The organism is Bradyrhizobium sp. SZCCHNS3002, from assembly GCF_032377435.1.
Classification (GTDB): Bacteria; Pseudomonadota; Alphaproteobacteria; order Rhizobiales; family Xanthobacteraceae; genus Bradyrhizobium.
Genome location: NZ_JAUHHY010000003.1, coordinates 488546 through 506595, shown reverse-complemented (window position 1 = coordinate 506595; position 18050 = coordinate 488546). Strand labels below are relative to the sequence as shown.

The 18050-nt window shown below is 65.4% G+C and carries 16 protein-coding genes; 10 read left to right on the top strand and 6 right to left on the bottom strand.

The window, feature by feature from the left end:
* The first annotated feature begins 444 nt into the window (after positions 1-444).
* Entirely contained in the window at positions 445-1644 is a 1200-nt protein-coding gene (locus QW845_RS09425) for a molybdopterin-dependent oxidoreductase (protein ID WP_315801312.1), read from the top strand.
* 5 nt (positions 1645-1649) lie between these two features.
* Positions 1650-1979: a cytochrome c gene (locus tag QW845_RS09420; protein WP_409997888.1), complete on the top strand. Its 330-nt coding sequence runs from the start codon at positions 1650-1652 to the stop codon at positions 1977-1979.
* A 20-nt stretch (positions 1980-1999) separates the two neighbouring features.
* Here the strand turns inward: QW845_RS09420 and QW845_RS09415 are convergent, their stop codons facing one another.
* A complete protein-coding gene (locus QW845_RS09415) occupies positions 2000-2611 on the bottom strand; it encodes a flavin reductase family protein (protein ID WP_315801310.1) in 612 nt (203 codons plus the stop codon).
* Positions 2612-2792: 181 nt separating this feature from the next.
* Between QW845_RS09415 and QW845_RS09410 the strand changes: the two genes are divergently transcribed.
* Positions 2793-3083 carry a hypothetical protein gene (locus QW845_RS09410; protein WP_315801309.1) on the top strand — a complete coding sequence of 97 codons (291 nt, stop codon included), beginning with the start codon at positions 2793-2795 and terminating at the stop codon, positions 3081-3083.
* A gap of 69 nt (positions 3084-3152) precedes the next feature.
* Here QW845_RS09410 and QW845_RS09405 read toward each other — a convergent pair whose 3' ends face one another.
* Both QW845_RS09405 and QW845_RS09400 read right to left on the bottom strand, forming a co-directional pair.
* On the bottom strand, positions 3153-3986 hold the full coding sequence (locus QW845_RS09405; protein WP_315801308.1) for an alpha/beta hydrolase: 834 nt from the start codon (positions 3984-3986) through the stop codon (positions 3153-3155).
* A 168-nt stretch (positions 3987-4154) separates the two neighbouring features.
* Positions 4155-4934, bottom strand: coding sequence for an SDR family oxidoreductase (locus QW845_RS09400; protein WP_315801307.1), 780 nt, complete (start codon positions 4932-4934; stop codon positions 4155-4157).
* A 178-nt stretch (positions 4935-5112) separates the two neighbouring features.
* On the opposite strand from QW845_RS09400, the gene QW845_RS09395 reads away from it, so the two are divergent.
* Genes QW845_RS09395 through QW845_RS09385 form a run of 3 tightly spaced genes read left to right on the top strand, consistent with a single transcriptional unit; the run spans position 5113 to position 7270 of the window.
* The gene (locus QW845_RS09395; RefSeq protein WP_315801306.1) at positions 5113-5907 is read left to right on the top strand and encodes an enoyl-CoA hydratase/isomerase; all 795 of its coding nucleotides are present in this window, start codon (positions 5113-5115) and stop codon (positions 5905-5907) included.
* Positions 5904-6893, top strand: a complete 990-nt coding sequence (locus QW845_RS09390) for a phosphotransferase family protein (protein WP_315801305.1) — start codon at positions 5904-5906, stop codon at positions 6891-6893. The genes QW845_RS09395 and QW845_RS09390 overlap by 4 nt, the downstream gene beginning before the upstream one ends.
* Positions 6893-7270: a DUF6285 domain-containing protein gene (locus QW845_RS09385; protein WP_315801304.1), complete on the top strand. Its 378-nt coding sequence runs from the start codon at positions 6893-6895 to the stop codon at positions 7268-7270. Before QW845_RS09390 ends, QW845_RS09385 begins: the two co-directional genes overlap by 1 nt.
* 233 nt (positions 7271-7503) lie before the next feature.
* On the opposite strand, the gene QW845_RS09380 is transcribed toward QW845_RS09385, so the two are convergent.
* The gene (locus QW845_RS09380; RefSeq protein ID WP_315801303.1) at positions 7504-8283 is read right to left on the bottom strand and encodes an enoyl-CoA hydratase-related protein; all 780 of its coding nucleotides are present in this window, start codon (positions 8281-8283) and stop codon (positions 7504-7506) included.
* Positions 8284-8449: 166 nt separating this feature from the next.
* Here QW845_RS09380 and QW845_RS09375 point away from each other — a divergent pair, with 166 nt between their 5' ends.
* Positions 8450-9724: an acyl-CoA dehydrogenase family protein gene (locus tag QW845_RS09375; protein WP_315801302.1), complete on the top strand. Its 1275-nt coding sequence runs from the start codon at positions 8450-8452 to the stop codon at positions 9722-9724.
* 189 nt (positions 9725-9913) lie between these two features.
* Here the strand turns inward: QW845_RS09375 and QW845_RS09370 are convergent, their stop codons facing one another.
* Together QW845_RS09370 and QW845_RS09365 are read right to left on the bottom strand one after the other, a co-directional pair.
* Positions 9914-11494, bottom strand: coding sequence for a fatty acid--CoA ligase (locus QW845_RS09370; protein WP_315801301.1), 1581 nt, complete (start codon positions 11492-11494; stop codon positions 9914-9916).
* Positions 11495-11626: 132 nt separating this feature from the next.
* Complete coding sequence (locus QW845_RS09365; protein ID WP_315801300.1) at positions 11627-12502, bottom strand: SDR family oxidoreductase; 876 nt, start codon at positions 12500-12502, stop codon at positions 11627-11629.
* Positions 12503-12606: 104 nt separating this feature from the next.
* On the opposite strand from QW845_RS09365, the gene QW845_RS09360 reads away from it, so the two are divergent.
* From QW845_RS09360 to ppc, 3 genes are all read left to right on the top strand, one after another.
* Entirely contained in the window at positions 12607-13416 is an 810-nt protein-coding gene (locus tag QW845_RS09360) for a crotonase/enoyl-CoA hydratase family protein (RefSeq protein WP_315801299.1), read from the top strand.
* A 129-nt stretch (positions 13417-13545) separates the two neighbouring features.
* Complete coding sequence (locus QW845_RS09355; protein WP_315801298.1) at positions 13546-15090, top strand: acyl-CoA synthetase; 1545 nt, start codon at positions 13546-13548, stop codon at positions 15088-15090.
* 117 nt (positions 15091-15207) lie between these two features.
* Positions 15208-17991, top strand: coding sequence for a phosphoenolpyruvate carboxylase (ppc, locus tag QW845_RS09350; protein ID WP_315801297.1), 2784 nt, complete (start codon positions 15208-15210; stop codon positions 17989-17991).
* The last annotated feature ends 59 nt before the right edge of the window (positions 17992-18050 follow it).

Genomic DNA, 18050 nt, shown 5'->3' with positions numbered 1-18050 from the left:
GCGCTCCCTCACATCAACCGCCGGTGGGCACGCGCCGCCTGATGGCGCCGCTTTGCCCACCCTACGGACGTCAGCCGCTCATCCGGGCTACAAATCCGCCACGATCCAGGCACCCGGGCTAACACCCGTCATTGCGAGGAGCGCAGCGACGAAGCAATCCAGAGTCGACGCGGGACTCTGGATTGCTTCGCTCGCAAGGACGACACGACCCGCGAACCGCCCTTTCGCCGGCACGACTCGCGTGCGCACTCCGTCACCCACGCGCGGTCTTCATTTTTGCCGCAGTGCGATGAATCGCGATGGTTTGATCTCTGACATCACGTCTTTTCTTGTCACGAGAGAATCGTGCAACAATCATCTGGCGCCGCAATGCATGCCGTGTCCTGACCAACTCGTCCCGAGGTGATGACCCCTGGCGAGAACCACCACTCCGGAGGGAGACCCATGATCGACAGACGTGATCTGCTCAAGGGAGCGGGGATGGCTGCTTTGCTGGGCAGCTTCGGCACGACCCGTGCGCTGGCCGGGGAGACGGTGACGTTGCCCTTCGCCAACGGCGAGCGGCCGCTCGTGAAGTATCCGCAGAAGCGGCCGATGATCGGCCTGACCAGCCGGCCGCCGCAACTCGAAACGCCATTCGGGGTGTTCAATGACGGCGTGATCACGCCGAACAATGCCTTCTTCGTCCGCTATCATTTGGCGGGCCTGCCTTACGATCTCGATCCGGACAAGTTCACGCTCGCGATCAAGGGGAAGGTCGACAAGCCGCTCAAGCTGTCGCTCAAGGACATCCGCAAGATGAAGGCGACCGAGATCGTCGCCGTCAACCAATGCTCCGGCAACAGCCGCGGCTTCTTCGAGCCTCGCGTTGCAGGCGGCCAGCTTGGCAACGGCGCCATGGGTAATGCGCGCTGGCGGGGCGTGCCGCTGAAGACCGTGCTCGACATGGCGGGTGTCCAGGCCGGCGCCAGACAGGTCACCTTCGGCGGCATGGACGGCCCGGTGATCGACAGGACGCCGGATTTCGTCAAGGCGCTCGACCTCGATCACGCCATGAATGGCGAGGTGATGCTGGCCTATGGCATGAACGGCGAGGATCTGCCGTTCCTCAACGGCTTTCCGCTGCGCCTGATCGTACCCGGCTACTACGGCACCTACTGGGTCAAGCACCTCAACGAGATCACCGTCATCGACAACGTCTTTGACGGCTTCTGGATGAAATCGGCCTATCGAATTCCGGACACGCCGAACAACGCCGTGGAGCCCGGGACCACGCCGAAAGCGACGATCCCGATCAACCGCTTCACGGTCCGCTCGTTCATCACCAGCCTCGCCGACGGCGCAAAGCTCAAGGCGGGCAGGGCAATGCTGCGCGGCATCGCATTCGACGGCGGAACGGGAATCAAGCAGGTCGCGGTCTCGACCGACGGCGGCAAGAGCTGGACCGACGCCAAGCTCGGCAGGGATCTCGGGAAATATTCCTTCCGCGAGTGGAAGCTGCCGGTGAAGCTTGCCGCGGGAGCCCATGATCTCAAGGTGCGGGCCACGAGCAATTCCGGCGAAACCCAGCCGGAGACGCCGCGCTGGAATCCGGCCGGCTATCTGCGCAATGTCGTCGAAACCGTCCGCGTCACGGCGGCCTGAGGAGGATGACCATGCAACGGATGTCGTTCCTCATCGCCTCGCTGGCCGCTGGACTTGGTTGCTTGGCGGGCAGCCCCATCGCCCTGACCGCAGCGCCCGTCAACTACCAGGTTCCGCAGGAGACTGCCGCCTTCAAGCCGGGGCCGGACCTCGCCGTGGTCCAGGGCAACTGCACGGCCTGCCACTCCTCCGACTACATCAAGACGCAGCCGCCGATGCAGAACAAGAAGGAGTTCTGGCAGGCCGAGGTCACCAAGATGATCAAGGTCTATGGTGCCCCGATCGACGCGGCCGATGTCGACAAGATCGTCGGCTATCTGGCCGCGACCTACTGACGGCGTCCGGCCGGGAGCGCTCAGCCGGCGCCCTTCGCCGGCGGGAAATCCATGCGGTCGTCGGTGCGGCAATAGCGGTCGGCGAACATGCGCCCCACGGGGTGGAACAGCTCCATCTCGACCCGCATCTTCTCGGTGTCCCACAACTCGTCGCGGATGTGGAAGGCGAGGCCCTCGCCGAGCACCAGCACGCGGTCGCCGTTGACATCGATGAGCTGCCAGGTCCTGCACTCCATCGCGAACGGTGCGTCCGCCAGCCGCGGCACGCCGATCATGCGCGAGGGTGCGAGCTTGAGTCCGAGATGATCGGGCTCGCCGATCTCGGGCGGAAAGTCGCCGCCGGTCTCGTGCATCGCCTGCGCTAGGGGCTCGTCGGTGATGTGGACCACGAACTCGCCTGAGCGGCGGATGTTGACCAGGGTGTCCTTGGTCCGGCCGTCCGGCCGCAGGTTGATCGCGAACACGCAGAGCGGCGGGTCCTCGCCCATCACGTTGAAGAATGAGAACGGCGCGGCGTTGACCACCCCGGTCTCGCCCCTGGTCGTGACCCAGGCGATCGGCCGTGGCAGCACGAAGGAGGTCAAGATCTTGTAGCGCTCGCGCGGGCTGAGATCGGTGGAGAGGTATTCCATGTAGGGGCCTCTGGTGCGTCGGTTCCCCGACCGTAGTGGGCCGTGACGCGATCCGGAAGCCAATAAAGCGGGCAGAGGGTGCGCACATCGGCGTCCTCGCGCGGGAAACTCCATGTTTCCGGGAACGGCTCCGCCAGCGCCACGTTCGGACAGCACAGCAACTACAAATGGAGGTCGCGCCATGAAACCAATGATCAGTCTGATTGCTTGCGCGTTCGCCGTCTCGGCTACGTCCGCGCTGGCGCAGGGCAGCCCGCAGACCACGCCGCCGCCGAGTGTGCAGAATTCCGGAGCAGGCATCCAGGGCGCGCCCGGCAACAAGAACGGACCGGGCACTGAGACGACAGGCGGCACGGTCGGCTCGTCCACGATCAACCGCCATAATCCGGACGTCAGCGCTCAGGATCCGTCGAATATCAAGGGAATGCCGGGGAATAAGAACGGCCCGCCGGCCAAGAAACCGCAGAACTGACGGCTGCGATGGCGGCTGCGCGATTGCGCCGCTGCCATGCGCATGCCGCCCCGCCGACGTATCGTCAGATCAGGGCAGGGCCGCTGCGCCGTTGGTGACGATCAGATTGTCGGTGTCTGCCGGTGCGAGCTCGCTGGTGGTGTCGCCGCCGAGATATTTGTCGAGCGTCGCCTGGATCCGCTCCCGCGCCGTATAGGGACCGCGATCGCTCATCCAGGTGTGCTGAAATTCGGTCTTGATGATGTCGATACCGCTCTTCTTGCCGACCTGCGATGGCAACACGCCGGGATCGGTCTTGAACTGCGGATCGTCGGAGCGGAACGACAGGATCTTCAGCTTGTCCCGGATCACGAAAGGCACCCGCAGATTGTCGAGCGTCACCACCTGCGAAACGATGTTCGGATGCTCCTTGGCGAAATACATCGCGGTGTCGCCACCATTGGAATGGCCGACCAGGGTCAGATGCTCATAGTCGGCATTCGGATGGCGCTTCTTCATCTCCTTGAGCACGCACAGGATGTTGGCCTCACCCTTCTTGTAGACGTCGAGCCGGCCGACATAGGGCATGCCGACCTTGGTGACGAGCGGCGGATCGGTCGGCAGGTCCTGCTGAACGCTGGCGACGAGATAGCCGCGCGCGGCGAACACGTTCGCGAGGAAGGAATACTCGGTGTTCTTGACGGTGTTGCCGTTGCTGATGATCGCCACCGGGAGCCGCCACAGCCCGGCATTGGCCTTCATCTCGTAATCCGTGCGCACGGCCACGTCGACCGTGATCGGCCGCTGCCGCTCGGCATCGAAAAACTCACGGCTCTCGTGCTGGATGCCCCACTTCGCAATAGCGAAATAGCCGGCCACAGTCAGGGCAGACACACAGGCCAAAACCGTCACGCCTCGCTTCATGGCTTCCTTCCCCTCGGCTTCTCCTCGTTATGTGATGAGGGACAACGCCGAGGTCACGAGGGCGTGGCAGCCTGGACAGCATTAAATTTCGGAAATCTTGGAATACGGATGTGGAACAAATCCGGGTTCGGCGGACCGGCGCACCGGCCCACCGGTCGCTGCTGCCGCTCAGAAGGCGGTATAGCCGCCGTCGATCACGAAGCAGTCTGCGGTGTGATAGGACGACGCCTTGCTCATGAGGTAGACGGCGATGCCGCCGAAATCCGACGGCTCGCCGAAGCGGCGCACCGGGATGCGCGGCATGACGTTGGCGACGAACTTCTCATTGCCCATGATGCCCGCGGTCATGTCGCTCCTGATCCAGCCGGGCAGGATCGCATTCGCGGTGACGCCGTGGCGTGCGAGCTCGACCGCGAGCGCGCGGCACAGCGCGTTGATCGCGGCCTTGGTCGCGGCATAGTGCTCGTTGCGCGCGGTGCCGAACAGCGAGGCGAGGCTCGAGGTGGCGACCAGGCGGCCGAACGCATCACCGGCCTCCGCCCGGGCCGTCATGTGCCGCGCGGCAGCCTGGAAGGCGTGGAAGACGCCGTCGAGATTGGTCGCGAACATCGTGCGCCATTCCTCCTCGCTGCGCTCGATGAAAGGCTTGCGGCCGCCGCCGCCGATGCCCGCATTGGCGAAGCAGCCGTCGACGCGGCCGAAGGCGTCGAGCGTCGCTTGCATCGCGTCGTTGACGGAAGCAGGGCTCGTCACGTCGCAGACCCGGGTGTCGACCTTGCCGGGACCAGCCGCCATCGAGGCCGCGGCTGCCTTGTTCTTCTCGGCGTTGCGGCCCCAGATCGAGACGTTGCAGCCACTGGACGCAAGTGCCTGGGCGATTCCGAGGCCTATGCCTCCATTGCCGCCGGTGACGACGGCCACGCGGCCGGTGAGGTCGAACATGTTCATGGGGTTCTCTCGGACGTTTCCGTGATGATGTGAGTGCGCTGCGCGCCGCTTCAGTTATTGGGATGATCCAACCATGGACAAGCGCAGCGCAAAAATCAAATATGCTGCACGAACCGGGCGATGCAGCGAATTTCCGCCGTAAAGAATGCAGCGCTCGAAAAGCTCTTGAGAGGAAACCATGCAGTTCAAGCACGTCACGCTCGATTTCGACGGGCCCGTCGCCGTCCTCACGCTCGATCATCAGGAGGTGATGAACGCGGTCTCGATCGACATGCTGGGCGGGCTCGCCGAGGCACTCGACGAGATCGAGGAGAAGAAGGCGGAGGTGCGTTGTCTCGTCGTCACCGGCGCGGGACGCGCGTTCTGCACCGGTGCCAATCTGCAGGGCCGCAACACGCAGGCCAAGCCCGGCCGCAGCAATGCCGGCGCCGCGCTCGAGACCGCCTTCCATCCGTTCCTGCGCCGCCTGCGCAACCTGCATTGCCCGATCGTGACGTCGGTCAACGGCCCGGCCGCGGGCGCCGGCATGAGCTTCGCGCTGATGGGCGACATGATCCTGTGCGCCAAGTCCGCCTACTTCCTGCAAGCCTTCCGCCGCATCGGCCTCGTTCCCGATTGCGGCTCGACCTGGCTGCTGCCGCGCCTTGTCGGCAAGGCGCGCGCGATCGAGCTGTCGCTGCTCGGCGAGAAGCTGCCGGCCGAGACGGCACTGCAATGGGGGCTCGTCAATCGCGTCTATGACGATGCGGCGCTGAAGGAGGAGACGATGAAGCTCGCGCATGAGCTCGCCAATGGCCCGACGGTCGCATTGTCTCAGATCCGCAAGCTGTATTGGGACAGTCCCGAGAACTCGTTCGAAGACCAGCTCAACGCTGAATTCCAGGCGCAGCGCGTCGCCGGCAGCACGTCGGATTTCAAGGAAGGCGTCACCGCGTTCCTCGAGAAGCGGCCGGCCAAGTTCAAGGGCCAATGATCGAGGCCGAGCTGTCCCGCTGCGTCGCCTCGTTCATGCCGGGGGCGACCGGCGTGCACGGCGCCGCAAAGCTCTCCGGCGGCGCCAGCCAGGAGACGTGGCGCTTCGACATCGTCCATCCCGCGGGCGATGTCGGTGCGATCTTGCGCCGCTCGCCGAAGGGCTATGGCGCCGCGCCTGGCCGCGCCGCCGGGCTCGACAACGAGGCGGCGCTGATGCGGCTGGCGCGTGCCGCCGGGGTGCCGTCGCCCGAGGTGCTGCACCTGCTGACGCCGGAGGACGATCTCGGCGCCGGCTTCATCATGCGCCGCGTCGAGGGCGAGACCATCGCGCGCAAGATCCTGCGCGATGCCGAGTTTGCCGAGGCGCGCCCCCGTCTCGCGCGCCAACTCGGCGGCATCGCCGCCGGCATCCACGGCATTCGGCGCGAGGCACTGCCGGCGTTGCGTGAGATGAACGCGGTCAGGGAGATCGCGGAGCTTGCGCGCGAATATCAAAGCTTCGACTGGCCGCGCCCGGTGTTCGATCTCGCGTTGCGCTGGCTGTCGCACAATGATCCCGGCCCCTCGGCGGAGGTCACGCTGGTGCACGGCGATTTCCGCAACGGCAATCTCATCATCGGCCCCGACGGGGTGCGCGCCGTGCTCGACTGGGAGCTCGCCCATCTCGGCGATCCCATGGAGGATCTCGGCTGGATCTGCGTCAACTCCTGGCGCTTCGGCGAGATCGACAAGCCCGTCGGTGGCTTCGGCTCGCGCGAGGAGCTGTACGCGGGCTACGAGGCCGCTGGCCGCAAGGTCGATGCCGGCAGGGTGAAGTTCTGGGAGGTCATGGGCACATTGCGCTGGGGCGTGATGTGCTGCGGCATGATGCAGCGGTTTCGCTTGGGTCCCGACCACTCGATGGAACGCGCCATGATCGGCCGCCGCGCGTCGGAGACTGAGATCGATCTGCTGCGGCTGCTGGCGCCGCGGGGAGAGGGCTGATGCAGGACGAACCGACTCCGACCGAGCTGGTACAGGCGGTGGCCGATTTTCTTCGCAACGATGTAGCCCCGCTGATCTCGGGACATCAGGCGTTCAAGCTGCGCGTCGGCATCAACGCGCTCGATCTGGTCGTGCGGCAATTGACACAGGCGGCGCCCGCGGAGGCTGCAGAGCATGCGCGTTTGAAGGATTTGCTGGGACAGGACGGTGCCTTGCTCGACCTCAATCGCGCGCTGGCGGAGCAGATTGCGAGCGGTGCTGTCGATCTCGCGACGCCGGGTCTGAAGGAGCATCTCTGGCAGACCACGCTCGACAAGCTCGCCGTCGATCAGCCGAACTACGCATCCTACAAGCGCGAGGCGGGGAGGCACGAATGACGTGTAACTCTCCGTCGTCATGCCCGGGCTTGACCCGGGCATCCATCCTCTCACGAATCTGCCGCGAGACGTGGATGGCCGGGTCAAGCCCGGCCATGACGGAGTGGAGGCAGACCCGCGCTGTCATTCCGGCGCGCGACGCAGTCGCGAGCCCAGAATCCATAGGCATGATCGCGGCTATGGATTCCGGGCTCGCGCTGCGCGCGCGCCGGAATGACGAGCTCGGTGAGGCTCTACCGCCCCAGCCACTTGGGCGGCCGCTTCTCCGAAAACGCCTTCGGTCCCTCGATGTAGTCCTGCGAATGAATCATCGCCTGGACCGCCGGGTAGTCGCGCTGCTCGGTGATCGCCTGCTCCAGCGACACCGCCAGGCCCTTCTCGATCGCCTGCTTGGAGGCGCGGATCGACATCGGCGAGTTCCTGGCAATGGTCTCGGCCCAGCGCTCGGCGGCCGCCAGCGCCTCGCCCCGCGGCACCACCTCGTTGACGAAGCCGAGCTCGTGGCCTTCGCTGGCGGCGACATGGCGGCCTGTGAGGATCATGCCCATCGCGCGCTTCATGCCGATCTGGCGCGGCAGCCGCTGCAGGCCGCCGGCGAGCGCGGCGAGGCCGACGCGCGGCTCGGGCAGCGCGAAGGTCGCATTCTCGGAGGCGATGATCAGGTCGCAGGCCAGCGCGATCTCGAAGCCGCCGCCCATCGCGACGCCGTTCACGGCGGCGATCAGCGGCTTGTCGCAATCGAAGCGCGACGTCAGTCCGCCGAAGCCGCTTCGGCCCCAGCCGCGCTTGCCGCCGGCCGCCTGCCATTTCAGGTCGTTGCCGGCGCAGAACGCCTTGTCACCCTCGCCGGTGACAATCGCAACCCATTGCTCGGGATCGGCGGCGAACCCGTCGAACACCGCCTCCAGCTCGTAATGTGCGTCGGTATGCAGCGCGTTGTAGACCTCGGGACGGGCAAGGGTGACGATTGTGATCGGCCCCTTGCGCGTGACCTTCGAGAATTTCAGCTCCATCGACCGTTCCTCCTGGTTTCTGATTGGCTGCCGTGCGCGAGCTTAGCGCCTGCGCCGCGCGCGCGGTCATCCAAATACGCAACCGCGCCGCGCGCCACAAGCACGCGGCGGCGGGCTGGCCTGACCAAGAGCAAGAACAACAACGACACGCACAGGGAGACACGCCATGGATTTTTCCTTGCCGAAGGAACTGATCGCCTATCTCGACGAGCTCGACCGCTTCATCGACGCCGAGATCAAGCCGCTGGAGCAGGCGGACGACAACATCCGCTTCTTCGATCATCGCCGCGAATGGGCGCGCACCGATTTCGAGAATGGCGGCCTGCCGCGGCATGACTGGGAGCGGCTGCTGCGCAAGGCCAAGGACCGCGCCGACGCGGCCGGCCATCTGCGCTTCGCGATCCCGAAACGCTATGGCGGCAAGGACGGCTCGAACCTCTGGATGGCGGTAATCCGCGAGCATTTCGCGTCGAAGGGCCTCGGCCTGCACAACGACCTGCAGAACGAGCATTCGATCGTCGGCAATCTGCCGATCGTGACCATGCTCGACCGCTACGGCCGTGACGACCAGAAGGCGATGATCGACGGCTCGATCACCGGCAAGTACCGCATCACCTTCGGCCTGACCGAGCCGCATCACGGCTCGGATGCGACTCATATGGAGACCAAGGCCGTCCCGGCGACCCGCGACAACGTCAAGGGCTGGCTGATCAACGGCGAGAAGATGTGGACCACGGGCATGCACGTCGCCACGCATTGCGCATTGTTTGCGCGCACCTCGGGCAATGACGGCGATGCGCGCGGCATCACCTGCTTCCTGGTGCCGGCCAAGACCGAGGGTGTGAAGGTCGAGGAATATCTCTGGACCTTCAACATGCCGACCGACCATCCGCGCGTCAGCTTCACCGACGTGTTCGTGCCGGAGGACGCGCTGTTCGGCGAGGTCGGGCGCGGGCTGTCGCTGGCCCAATGCTTCGTGCACGAGAACCGCATCCGCCAGGCGGCGAGCTCGCTCGGTGCGGCCGTCTACTGTATCAACGAGAGCGTCAATTACGCGCGTGAGCGCAAGCCGTTCGGCAAGGCGCTGGCGGAGAACCAGGCGATCCAGTGGCCGCTGGTGGAGCTGGCGACCCAGGCCGAGATGCTGCGGCTGTTGATCCGCAAGACCGCGTGGGAGATGGACCAGCTCACCCAGGCGCAGGTCGAGCACACGCTCTCCGACAAGGTGTCGATGTGCAACTACTGGGCTAACCGTCTGTGCTGCGAGGCCGCCGACCGCGCCATCCAGGTGCATGGCGGCATGGGCTATTCGCGCCACAAGCCGTTCGAGCACATCTACCGCCACCACCGCCGCTATCGCATCACCGAGGGCAGTGAGGAGATCCAGATGCGCAAGGTGGCGGGGTTCCTGTTTGGCTATATGGGGGCGAACAAGCGGTGAGCGCGGCCTGATCGCGTGGCGGCATCGCGAGCGTCAGCACGGCAATCCAGACCTGTCACTTGGCCCCTGGATTGCTTCGGCGCAAGGGCGCCTCGCAATGACGGTGTGGAGAGAGTGCGCGCTCTCTCCACGTCATCGCGAGCGCCAGCGACGCGATCCAGGCTGTCGCAACGAGAACACCGCCGGTTGTCAATTCACCTGCCGGTCCTTGCCCGCCCAATATGGGTCGCGCAGATTCCGCCGCAGGATCTTGCCGGAGGGATTGCGCGGCAGGGCGTCGAGGAAGTCGACGGTCTTCGGCGTCTTGAAGCCGGCGATGCGGGTGCGGGTGAAGTTGATGATGTCGGTCGCGGTCGCCTGCTTGCCCGGCTTCATCACGACGATCGCCTTGACAGCCTCGCCCCATTTCTCGTCGGGAATGCCGATCACGGCGGCTTCGGCGACGTCAGGATGATCGCAGATCGCACTCTCCACCTCGGCCGGATAGATGTTCTCGCCGCCGGAGATGATCATGTCCTTGATGCGGTCGTGGATGTAGACGTAGCCGTCCTCGTCCATGTAGCCGGCATCACCGGTGCGCAGCCAGCCGTCCCTGCCAAGCGTGCGTGCGGTCGCCTCCGGCAGGTTCCAGTAGCCGGTCATGTTGGAGCCGGAGCGGGTGGCGATTTCGCCGACCTGCCGCGGCGGCAGCGGATTGCCCAAGGGATCGATGATCGCGACTTCGACGCCCGGCAGCGGCTTGCCGGCCGAGCGCATCCGCTCCAGCCCTTCGACGTGATCCTCGGGCGGCAGCGCGATGATGGTGCCCGTGGTCTCGGTCATGCCATACATCTGCACGAAGCCGCATTTGAACACCTCGATGCATTCCTTCAGCAGCGCAGCGGGGATCGGCGAGGCGCCGTAGAGCATGTATTTGAGCCGCGAGAAATCGACCTGCCGCGCGCGCGGCTGCCGCACCACGAACTGCATCGCGGCGGGCACCATGAACAGCTTGGTGATGCCGGACTGCTCGAAGAAGTCGAGGATCTTCGTGGGATCGAACTCGCGCGCGATGACGCCACGGGCGCCGTGGTAGAGGCTCATCAGGCCCCAGCCGGAGCCGCCGATGTGGAAGATCGGCATCGCGATCAGCGAGACGTCGTCGGTCGACCATTTGTTCCAGTCCGGTTTCTCCTCGGGATTGCCGGTATTCACCAGGTTGAGGAAGTTCGCGTGCGACAGCATCGCGCCTTTCGGCTTGCCGGTGGTGCCGGACGTGTAGAGCTGCAGCGCGATGTCCCGCGGCGTGATCGCTACGCCAGGATCGTCGGCACTCTGCGCGTCGCGCCAGGCCGTGTAGTCCTGCCATTCCGGCGCGCCGCCTTCGGTCGTGATGATGTGCCGCACGCTCGGAATCTGGCCGCGGATGTTGCGGATCATCGTGATGAACTCGGGACCGACGAACAGGGCAGGCGCCTTGCAGTCCTCGACGATGAAGGCGACCTCGGGACCGGCGAGGCGCCAGTTCACCGGCGCCATCACGACGTTGGCCTTCATGGCGCCGACCAGCAGCTCGAAATAGATGTCGCTGTTCTTGCCGAAATAGGCGATCCGCTCGTGCTGTTTGATGCCGAGCGCCTTCAGCGCGTTGGCGACCTGGTTGGTCTTGCGGTCGAATTCGGCGAAGCTGGTGACGCGGCCTTCGAACTCATATGCGGTGGCGGAGCCCAGCGTTTGCGCTCTGTCGCGCACGACGTCGACGAGCGTCGACGTTGCCGTCGAGACGGACATGTTTCCCCTCCGATTACGTCTTTTTCTTTGTTCGATGTCTTGTCGTGGTCCTCGCCCCGGATTGCGCCGGAGCAAGCATCTCTCGATCAGTCTACAGAGAGCACGTCGCCGATCAACCGGGCGATTGGGCCATCAGCTCGTGCGCGTCGCGCGGTCCTTTTCGTTCTGCGCCTTGATCGACTCCTTGGCCTTGGTCCAGTCGTCGTCGCTCCAGTCGCGCAGCTGATAGAAGTTGCCGCCCATCGCCAGCGCCTGGGCGCCGTCCATCGCGATGGTCTCGCCGTTGATCCAGTTGCAGCCGCCGGAGATCAGGAACACCGCGAGGTTCTGCAACTCCTCCATGGTGCCGACGCGACCCATCGGGTTCATCGCCTTGGTGCGCGCGCCGGCCTCGTCGCCGGGCTTGATGCGCTTGCTCATGCCTTCGGTCGGGATCTCGCCGGGTGCGATGGTGTTGAGGCGGATGCCGTAGCGGCCCCATTCGGTGGCGAGCGACATCGTCATCGCGTGGATCGCCGACTTGCTCATTGCCGAGGGCACCACATAGGGCGAGCCGTTGCGCACCCAGGTGACCGTGATCGACACGACGTTGCCCGGCTGCATCGCTGCGATCCAGCGCTTGCCGACGGCATGCGTCACATAGAACGTGCCGTGCATCACGATGTTGGCAACCGCGTCGAAACCGCGCGGGCTCAATTCCTCAGTGCGGGAAATGAAATTGCCGGCGGCGTTGTTGATGAGATCGGTGAGGCCGCCTTCCTGGAAGATCGCCTCGATCATTTCCTCGACCGCCATCGCATTGCGGATGTCGACGCCGTGGCTGGTGACGCGCCCGCCATAGAGGTCCATCAGTTCGGTCGCGGTCTCGTCGCAGACGATTTTCCGCCGGCCGCAAATATGCACTTCGGCGCCAAGCTGCAGGAAGCGTGCGGCCATCGCTTTGCCAAGGCCGGTGCCGCCGCCGGTCACCAGAATGCGCCGACCTTCGAGGAGATTGTCCTTGAACATGGGAGAGTTTCCGCCTGACATGTTGTGAGTTAATTGGTCGATTGACTAAATCGCTCCGACAGCCTTCTGTAAAGTCACAAAGACATTCGTGAGGAGACCGCTCGATGGACAACCGCATCGCGATCGAGATCAAGGACGGCGTCGCCGACGTTCGCCTGGTCCGCGCCGACAAGATGAATGCGCTGGACATGGAGATGTTCGAGGCGCTGGTGGCGGCCACCGAGCGGCTGGCGAAGGAAAAGGGGCTGCGCGCCGTGGTGCTGTCCGGCGAGGGCCGCGCCTTCTGCGCCGGGCTCGACATGGGCCGCTTCGCGGCGATGAAGGACTCCGGCGGCAACGGCATACCCGGCGGCGAGAAGCGCGACCTCACCGTTCGCACCCACGGCAAGGCGAACTTCGCCCAGCAGGCGGTGTGGGGCTGGCGGAAGTTGCCGGTGCCGGTGATTGCTGCAGTGCATGGCGTGGCCTATGGCGGCGGCTTCCAGCTCGCGCTCGGCGCCGACATGCGCTACGTCGCACCGGACACCAAGATGTCGATCATGGAGATCAAATGGGGTCTGGTGCCGGACATGGCGGGCACGCCGATCCTGGCGACCCTGATGCGCGACGACATCCTGCGCGAGCTGACCTATACCGGCCGCGTGTTTTCGGCGGAAGAGGGGCAGGCTTACGGCCTCGTTACGCGCATCTGCGCCGATCCGCGCGCCGCCGCGCTGGAGACGGCGCGTGAGATCGCAGGCAAAAATCCGGATGCGATCCGCGCCGCCAAGCGCATGCTGAACAACCTCTCGGTCGATCCGGGCCCGGCGCTGCTCGCGGAATCGGTCGAGCAGCAGAAGCTGATCGGCAGCCCGAACCAGCTGGAGTCGGTGCGGGCGAACATCGAAAAGCGTGCGCCCAAGTTTGTAGATTAGCCTCCTCCTTGCGGGCAGCCCCGAAGGAGCTGAGCCAAACAATTTCCAGATTCCGGGTTCGATGCTGCGCATCGCCCCGGAATGACGGCGGAAACTCGAACCGACGCCAGATCGGACAAGGCAATAACAATGGAAACGTCCTCCCTGTTTTGCGGCATCATCTCCGGCGAACGCCGGCGCAGCCACGCTGACATCGCCGACCGCGCCGCGCGGATCGCGAGCGGTCTCGCGCAGCTCGGCGTGCGCCAGGGCGACTGCGTCTGCATGCTGATGCGCAACGACATCGCCTTCATCGAGGCGGCCTACGGCGCGATGCGGCTCGGCGCCTATGGCGTGCCGGTGAACTGGCACTTTAAGCCGGAGGAGATCGATTACATCCTCAAGGACTCCGCGACGCGGGTCCTGATCGGCCACGCCGATCTGCTGCATCAGCTTCGCGGCCTGATTCCCTCCGGCATCACCGTGCTCAGCGTCCCGACGCCGCCGGAGATCCTGTCCAACTACAGGATCGGCCCGGATCTGCTCGCGACACCTGAGTTCGCGACCGACCTGGAAAGCTGGCTGGCGCAACAGGGCCCCTACGAGGGGCCGCAGGTGCCGCAGCCGCAGAACATGATCTACACCTCCGGCACGACTGGTCATCCCAAGGGCGTCCGGCGCAATGCGCCGACGGTGGAGCAGGCGGCCTCGGCCGAACGGATGCGGGCGCTGATCTATGGACTCAAGCCGGGCTCGCGCGCGCTGCTGCCCGGACCGCTGTATCATTCCGCGCCGAACGCCTTCGGCCTGCGTGCCGGACGGCTCGGTGGCGCGCTGGTGCTGATGCCGCGGTTCGAGCCGGAGGAGTTTCTCCGTATCATCCAGGTGGAGCGGATCGACACCATCTTCATGGTGCCGACCATGTTCATCCGCCTGATGAAGCTGCCCGAGGAGGTACGCAGCCGCTACGGCATGTCGTCGCTGCGTCACATCATCCACGCCGCGGCGCCGTGCCCGGCCGACGTCAAGCGCGCGATGATCGAATGGTGGGGGCCGGTCATCTACGAATTCTACGGCTCGACCGAATCGGGCGCAGTCACCTTCGCGAGCTCCGAGGACGCGCTGAAGAAGCCCGGCACCGTCGGCAAGGTCTCGCCGGGCGCCGAGCTGCGCTTCCTTGGCGAGGACGGGCGCATCCTGCCGCAGGGCGAGATCGGCGAGATCTATTCGCGCATCGCGGGCAACCCGGATTTCACCTATCACAACAAGCCGGAGAAGCGCGCCGAGATCGACCGCGACGGCTTCATCACCTCGGGTGATGTCGGCTACATGGACCCCGATGGCTATGTGTTCCTGTGCGACCGCAAGCGCGACATGGTGATCTCCGGCGGGGTCAACATCTATCCGGCCGAGATCGAGGCGGTGCTGCATGCCGTGCCGGGCGTGCATGATTGCGCTGTGTTCGGCATCCCCGACACGGAGTTCGGCGAGGCGCTCATGGCGGTGGTCGAGCCGCAGCCCGGCGTCGTGCTGGATGTCGGCGCTATCAAGGCGCGGCTGAAGGCCTCGCTGGCCGACTATAAGGTGCCCAGGCACATCGAAATCCAGGATAAATTGCCGCGCGAGGATTCCGGCAAGATCTTCAAGCGGCGGCTGCGCGATCCGTATTGGGAGCGAGCCGGAAGGCAAATCTGACCGAGGGGAGGAACGATAGCTTGGAATAGGGCAGGCGACGCCTCTTTCTTGATCTTGCGCTGCAATGCGGATACGGCAGACTGACCCGTAAATGGGCAGCTGCTGGAGAGCGCATCCATGTCGCCGCAAGCCATACCAGAGGAAATCCGTCCCAACCGCGCCGCCGAGGCGCAGGCCATGGAGGAGGATGCGCGGCTTCGGGACGACATCCGGCTGCTCGGCCGCATCCTCGGCGACACCGTTCGCGACCAGGAGGGCGCCGACGTCTTCGACCTCGTCGAGCTGATACGCCAGACCTCGGTGCGCTTCCATCGCGACGAGGACCGCCAGGCGCGGCGCGAGCTGGAGCAGATCCTCGACGGCATGTCGACCGCGGAGACCGTCCGCATCGTCCGCGCCTTCAGCTATTTCTCCCATCTCGCCAACATCGCCGAGGACCAGAACAACATTCGCCGCATGCGCGCCAAGAGCGACGCCAACGGCGGCAATGGCATGCTGGCGGCGACGCTCGCCCACGCCAAGTCGGCCGGCTTCGAGGCGGCGGAGCTGCGCAAGTTCTTCTCCACCGCGTTGGTCAGCCCGGTCCTGACCGCGCACCCCACCGAGGTGCGGCGCAAGAGCACGATGGATCGCGAGATGGAGATCGCGATGCTGCTCGACCGCCGCGAGCGGATGCAGTTGACGCCGGATGAGCGCGAGGCCAATGACGAGGCGCTGCGCCGCGCCGTGCTGACCTTGTGGCAGACCAACCTGCTGCGCCGGACCAAGCTGACGGTGCTCGACGAGGTCACCAACGGTCTGTCGTTCTACGACTACACCTTCCTGCGCGAGGTGCCGCGGCTGCTGTGCACGCTGGAAGATCGGCTCAACGACGGCGCGGAGGTGGCGGGCGATCTCGCCTCGTTCCTGCGGATGGGGAGCTGGATCGGCGGCGACCGCGACGGCAATCCGTTCGTGACCGCCGAGGTCATGCGCGGAACGCTCAAGCTGCAATCCAGCCTGGCGCTGCATTACTATCTGGAGGAGCTGCATCTGCTCGGCAGCGAGCTGTCCATTGCGGCGCATCTCGCCGATGTCTCCGAGGAGCTGCGCGCGCTGGCCGAGCGCTCGCCGGACACGTCGCCGCATCGTCGTGGTGAGCCGTATCGTCTCGCGGTGTCCGGCATCTATGCGCGGCTGGCGGCCACCGCGAAGAAGCTCGGCATCCAAATCAGCCGCCTGCCGGTGGCGGCGGTCGCGCCTTACGACAGCGTCAAAGAGTTGCAGGACGATCTCGACGTGCTGCATCGCTCGCTGATCGCCAACAATGCCGAGGTCATTGCGCGCGGCCGGCTGCGCATGCTCCGGCGCGCGGTCGACTGTTTCGGCTTCCATCTGGCCCGGCTCGACATCCGCCAGAACTCGGCGGTGCACGAGCGCACCGTCGCCGAGCTGATCGACACCGCGATGCCCGGCATGTCCTACATGGCGCTCAGCGAGGATGCCCGCGTCGGCCTGCTGGTCAGCGAGCTGCGCAATGCCAGGCCACTGGTCTCGCAGTTCGTGAAGTACAGCGACGAAACCGTCGGCGAGCTCGCGCTGTTCCGCGCCGCCGCCGAGGCGCATGCGACGTTCGGCGCCGACGTGATCTCCCAGTGCATCATCTCGATGTGCAAGGGCATGTCGGACATGCTCGAGGTGGCGTTGCTGCTCAAGGAGGTCGGCCTGATCGATCCATCGGGCCGCTGCGCCGTCAACATCGTGCCGCTGTTCGAGACCATCGAGGACCTGCAGGCGTCCAGCGGCATCATGGATCGCATGCTGGCGCTGCATGACTATCGCCGCCTGGTCGACAGCCGCGGCGCCGTGCAGGAGGTCATGCTCGGCTATTCCGACAGCAACAAGGATGGCGGCTTCGTCACCTCGGGCTGGGAGCTCTACAAGGCCGAGATCGGCCTGGTCGACATCTTCGAACGCCATGGCATCCGGCTCAGGCTGTTCCACGGCCGCGGCGGCTCGGTCGGCCGCGGCGGTGGCCCGAGCTACGATGCCATCATCGCGCAGCCCGGGGGCGCCGTGAACGGCCAGATCCGGATCACCGAGCAGGGCGAGATCATCTCCAGCAAATATTCCAATGCCGAGGTCGGCCGCAACAATCTGGAGATCCTCGCCGCGGCGACGCTCGAGGCCAGCCTGCTGCATCCGCGCCAGCCGGCGCCAAAGCGCGAATATCTCACCGCGATGGACCGGCTCTCGGAGCTCGCGTTCAAGGCCTATCGCGGCCTGGTCTACGAGACCGACGGCTTCGTCGACTATTTCTGGGCCTCGACCGTCATCAACGAGATCGCGACCTTGAACATCGGCAGCCGCCCAGCCTCGCGCAAGAAGACCCGCGCGATCGAGGATCTGCGCGCCATCCCCTGGGTGTTCTCCTGGGCGCAGTGCCGGTTGATGCTGCCGGGCTGGTACGGCTTCGGCAGCGCGGTCGAGACCTGGATCGCGGAGAATCCGGAGCAGGGCATGCCGTTCCTGCGCGAGCTCTACCGGGAATGGCCGTTCTTCCGCATGCTGTTGTCGAACATGGACATGGTGCTCGCCAAGAGCTCGATCGCGATCGCCTCGCGCTATGCGGAGCTGGTCCCCGACGAGGCCCTGCGGGAAAAGATCTTCGGCCGCATCCGCCGTGAATGGAATCTGGTGATCGAGACCTTGCTCGACATCACCGGGCAGGAGCGTCTGTTGCAGGGCAACCCGCTGCTCGAGCGCTCGGTGCGCAACCGCTTTCCCTATCTCGATCCGCTCAACCACGTGCAGGTCGAGCTCTTGAAGGCGCACCGCGCCCAGAACCCGGACGAGCAGGTGCTGCGCGGGATTCAGCTGACTATCAACGGCATCTCGGCGGGGCTGAGGAATACGGGCTGACGCGACGAACGCGGACTGGCGAGGACAATGAGCTCCTCGCCAGCCCGACACATCAGCTG

Excerpts from the sequence above, each read along its gene's own strand:
- QW845_RS09390 (WP_315801305.1), top strand. The coding sequence starts at position 5,904 with ATGATCGAGGCCGAGCTGTCCCGCTGCGTCGCCTCGTTCATGCCGGGG.
- QW845_RS09425 (WP_315801312.1), top strand. The coding sequence starts at position 445 with ATGATCGACAGACGTGATCTGCTCAAGGGAGCGGGGATGGCTGCTTTG.
- QW845_RS09370 (WP_315801301.1), bottom strand. The coding sequence starts at position 11,494 with ATGTCCGTCTCGACGGCAACGTCGACGCTCGTCGACGTCGTGCGCGAC.
- QW845_RS09420 (WP_409997888.1), top strand. The coding sequence starts at position 1,650 with ATGACCATGCAACGGATGTCGTTCCTCATCGCCTCGCTGGCCGCTGGA.
- QW845_RS09380 (WP_315801303.1), bottom strand. The coding sequence starts at position 8,283 with ATGGAGCTGAAATTCTCGAAGGTCACGCGCAAGGGGCCGATCACAATC.
- QW845_RS09365 (WP_315801300.1), bottom strand. The coding sequence starts at position 12,502 with ATGTTCAAGGACAATCTCCTCGAAGGTCGGCGCATTCTGGTGACCGGC.
- QW845_RS09360 (WP_315801299.1), top strand. The coding sequence starts at position 12,607 with ATGGACAACCGCATCGCGATCGAGATCAAGGACGGCGTCGCCGACGTT.
- QW845_RS09375 (WP_315801302.1), top strand. The coding sequence starts at position 8,450 with ATGGATTTTTCCTTGCCGAAGGAACTGATCGCCTATCTCGACGAGCTC.
- QW845_RS09405 (WP_315801308.1), bottom strand. The coding sequence starts at position 3,986 with ATGAAGCGAGGCGTGACGGTTTTGGCCTGTGTGTCTGCCCTGACTGTG.
- QW845_RS09400 (WP_315801307.1), bottom strand. The coding sequence starts at position 4,934 with ATGAACATGTTCGACCTCACCGGCCGCGTGGCCGTCGTCACCGGCGGC.
- ppc (WP_315801297.1), top strand. The coding sequence starts at position 15,208 with ATGTCGCCGCAAGCCATACCAGAGGAAATCCGTCCCAACCGCGCCGCC.
- QW845_RS09395 (WP_315801306.1), top strand. The coding sequence starts at position 5,113 with ATGCAGTTCAAGCACGTCACGCTCGATTTCGACGGGCCCGTCGCCGTC.
- QW845_RS09355 (WP_315801298.1), top strand. The coding sequence starts at position 13,546 with ATGGAAACGTCCTCCCTGTTTTGCGGCATCATCTCCGGCGAACGCCGG.
- QW845_RS09410 (WP_315801309.1), top strand. The coding sequence starts at position 2,793 with ATGAAACCAATGATCAGTCTGATTGCTTGCGCGTTCGCCGTCTCGGCT.
- QW845_RS09415 (WP_315801310.1), bottom strand. The coding sequence starts at position 2,611 with ATGGAATACCTCTCCACCGATCTCAGCCCGCGCGAGCGCTACAAGATC.
- QW845_RS09385 (WP_315801304.1), top strand. The coding sequence starts at position 6,893 with ATGCAGGACGAACCGACTCCGACCGAGCTGGTACAGGCGGTGGCCGAT.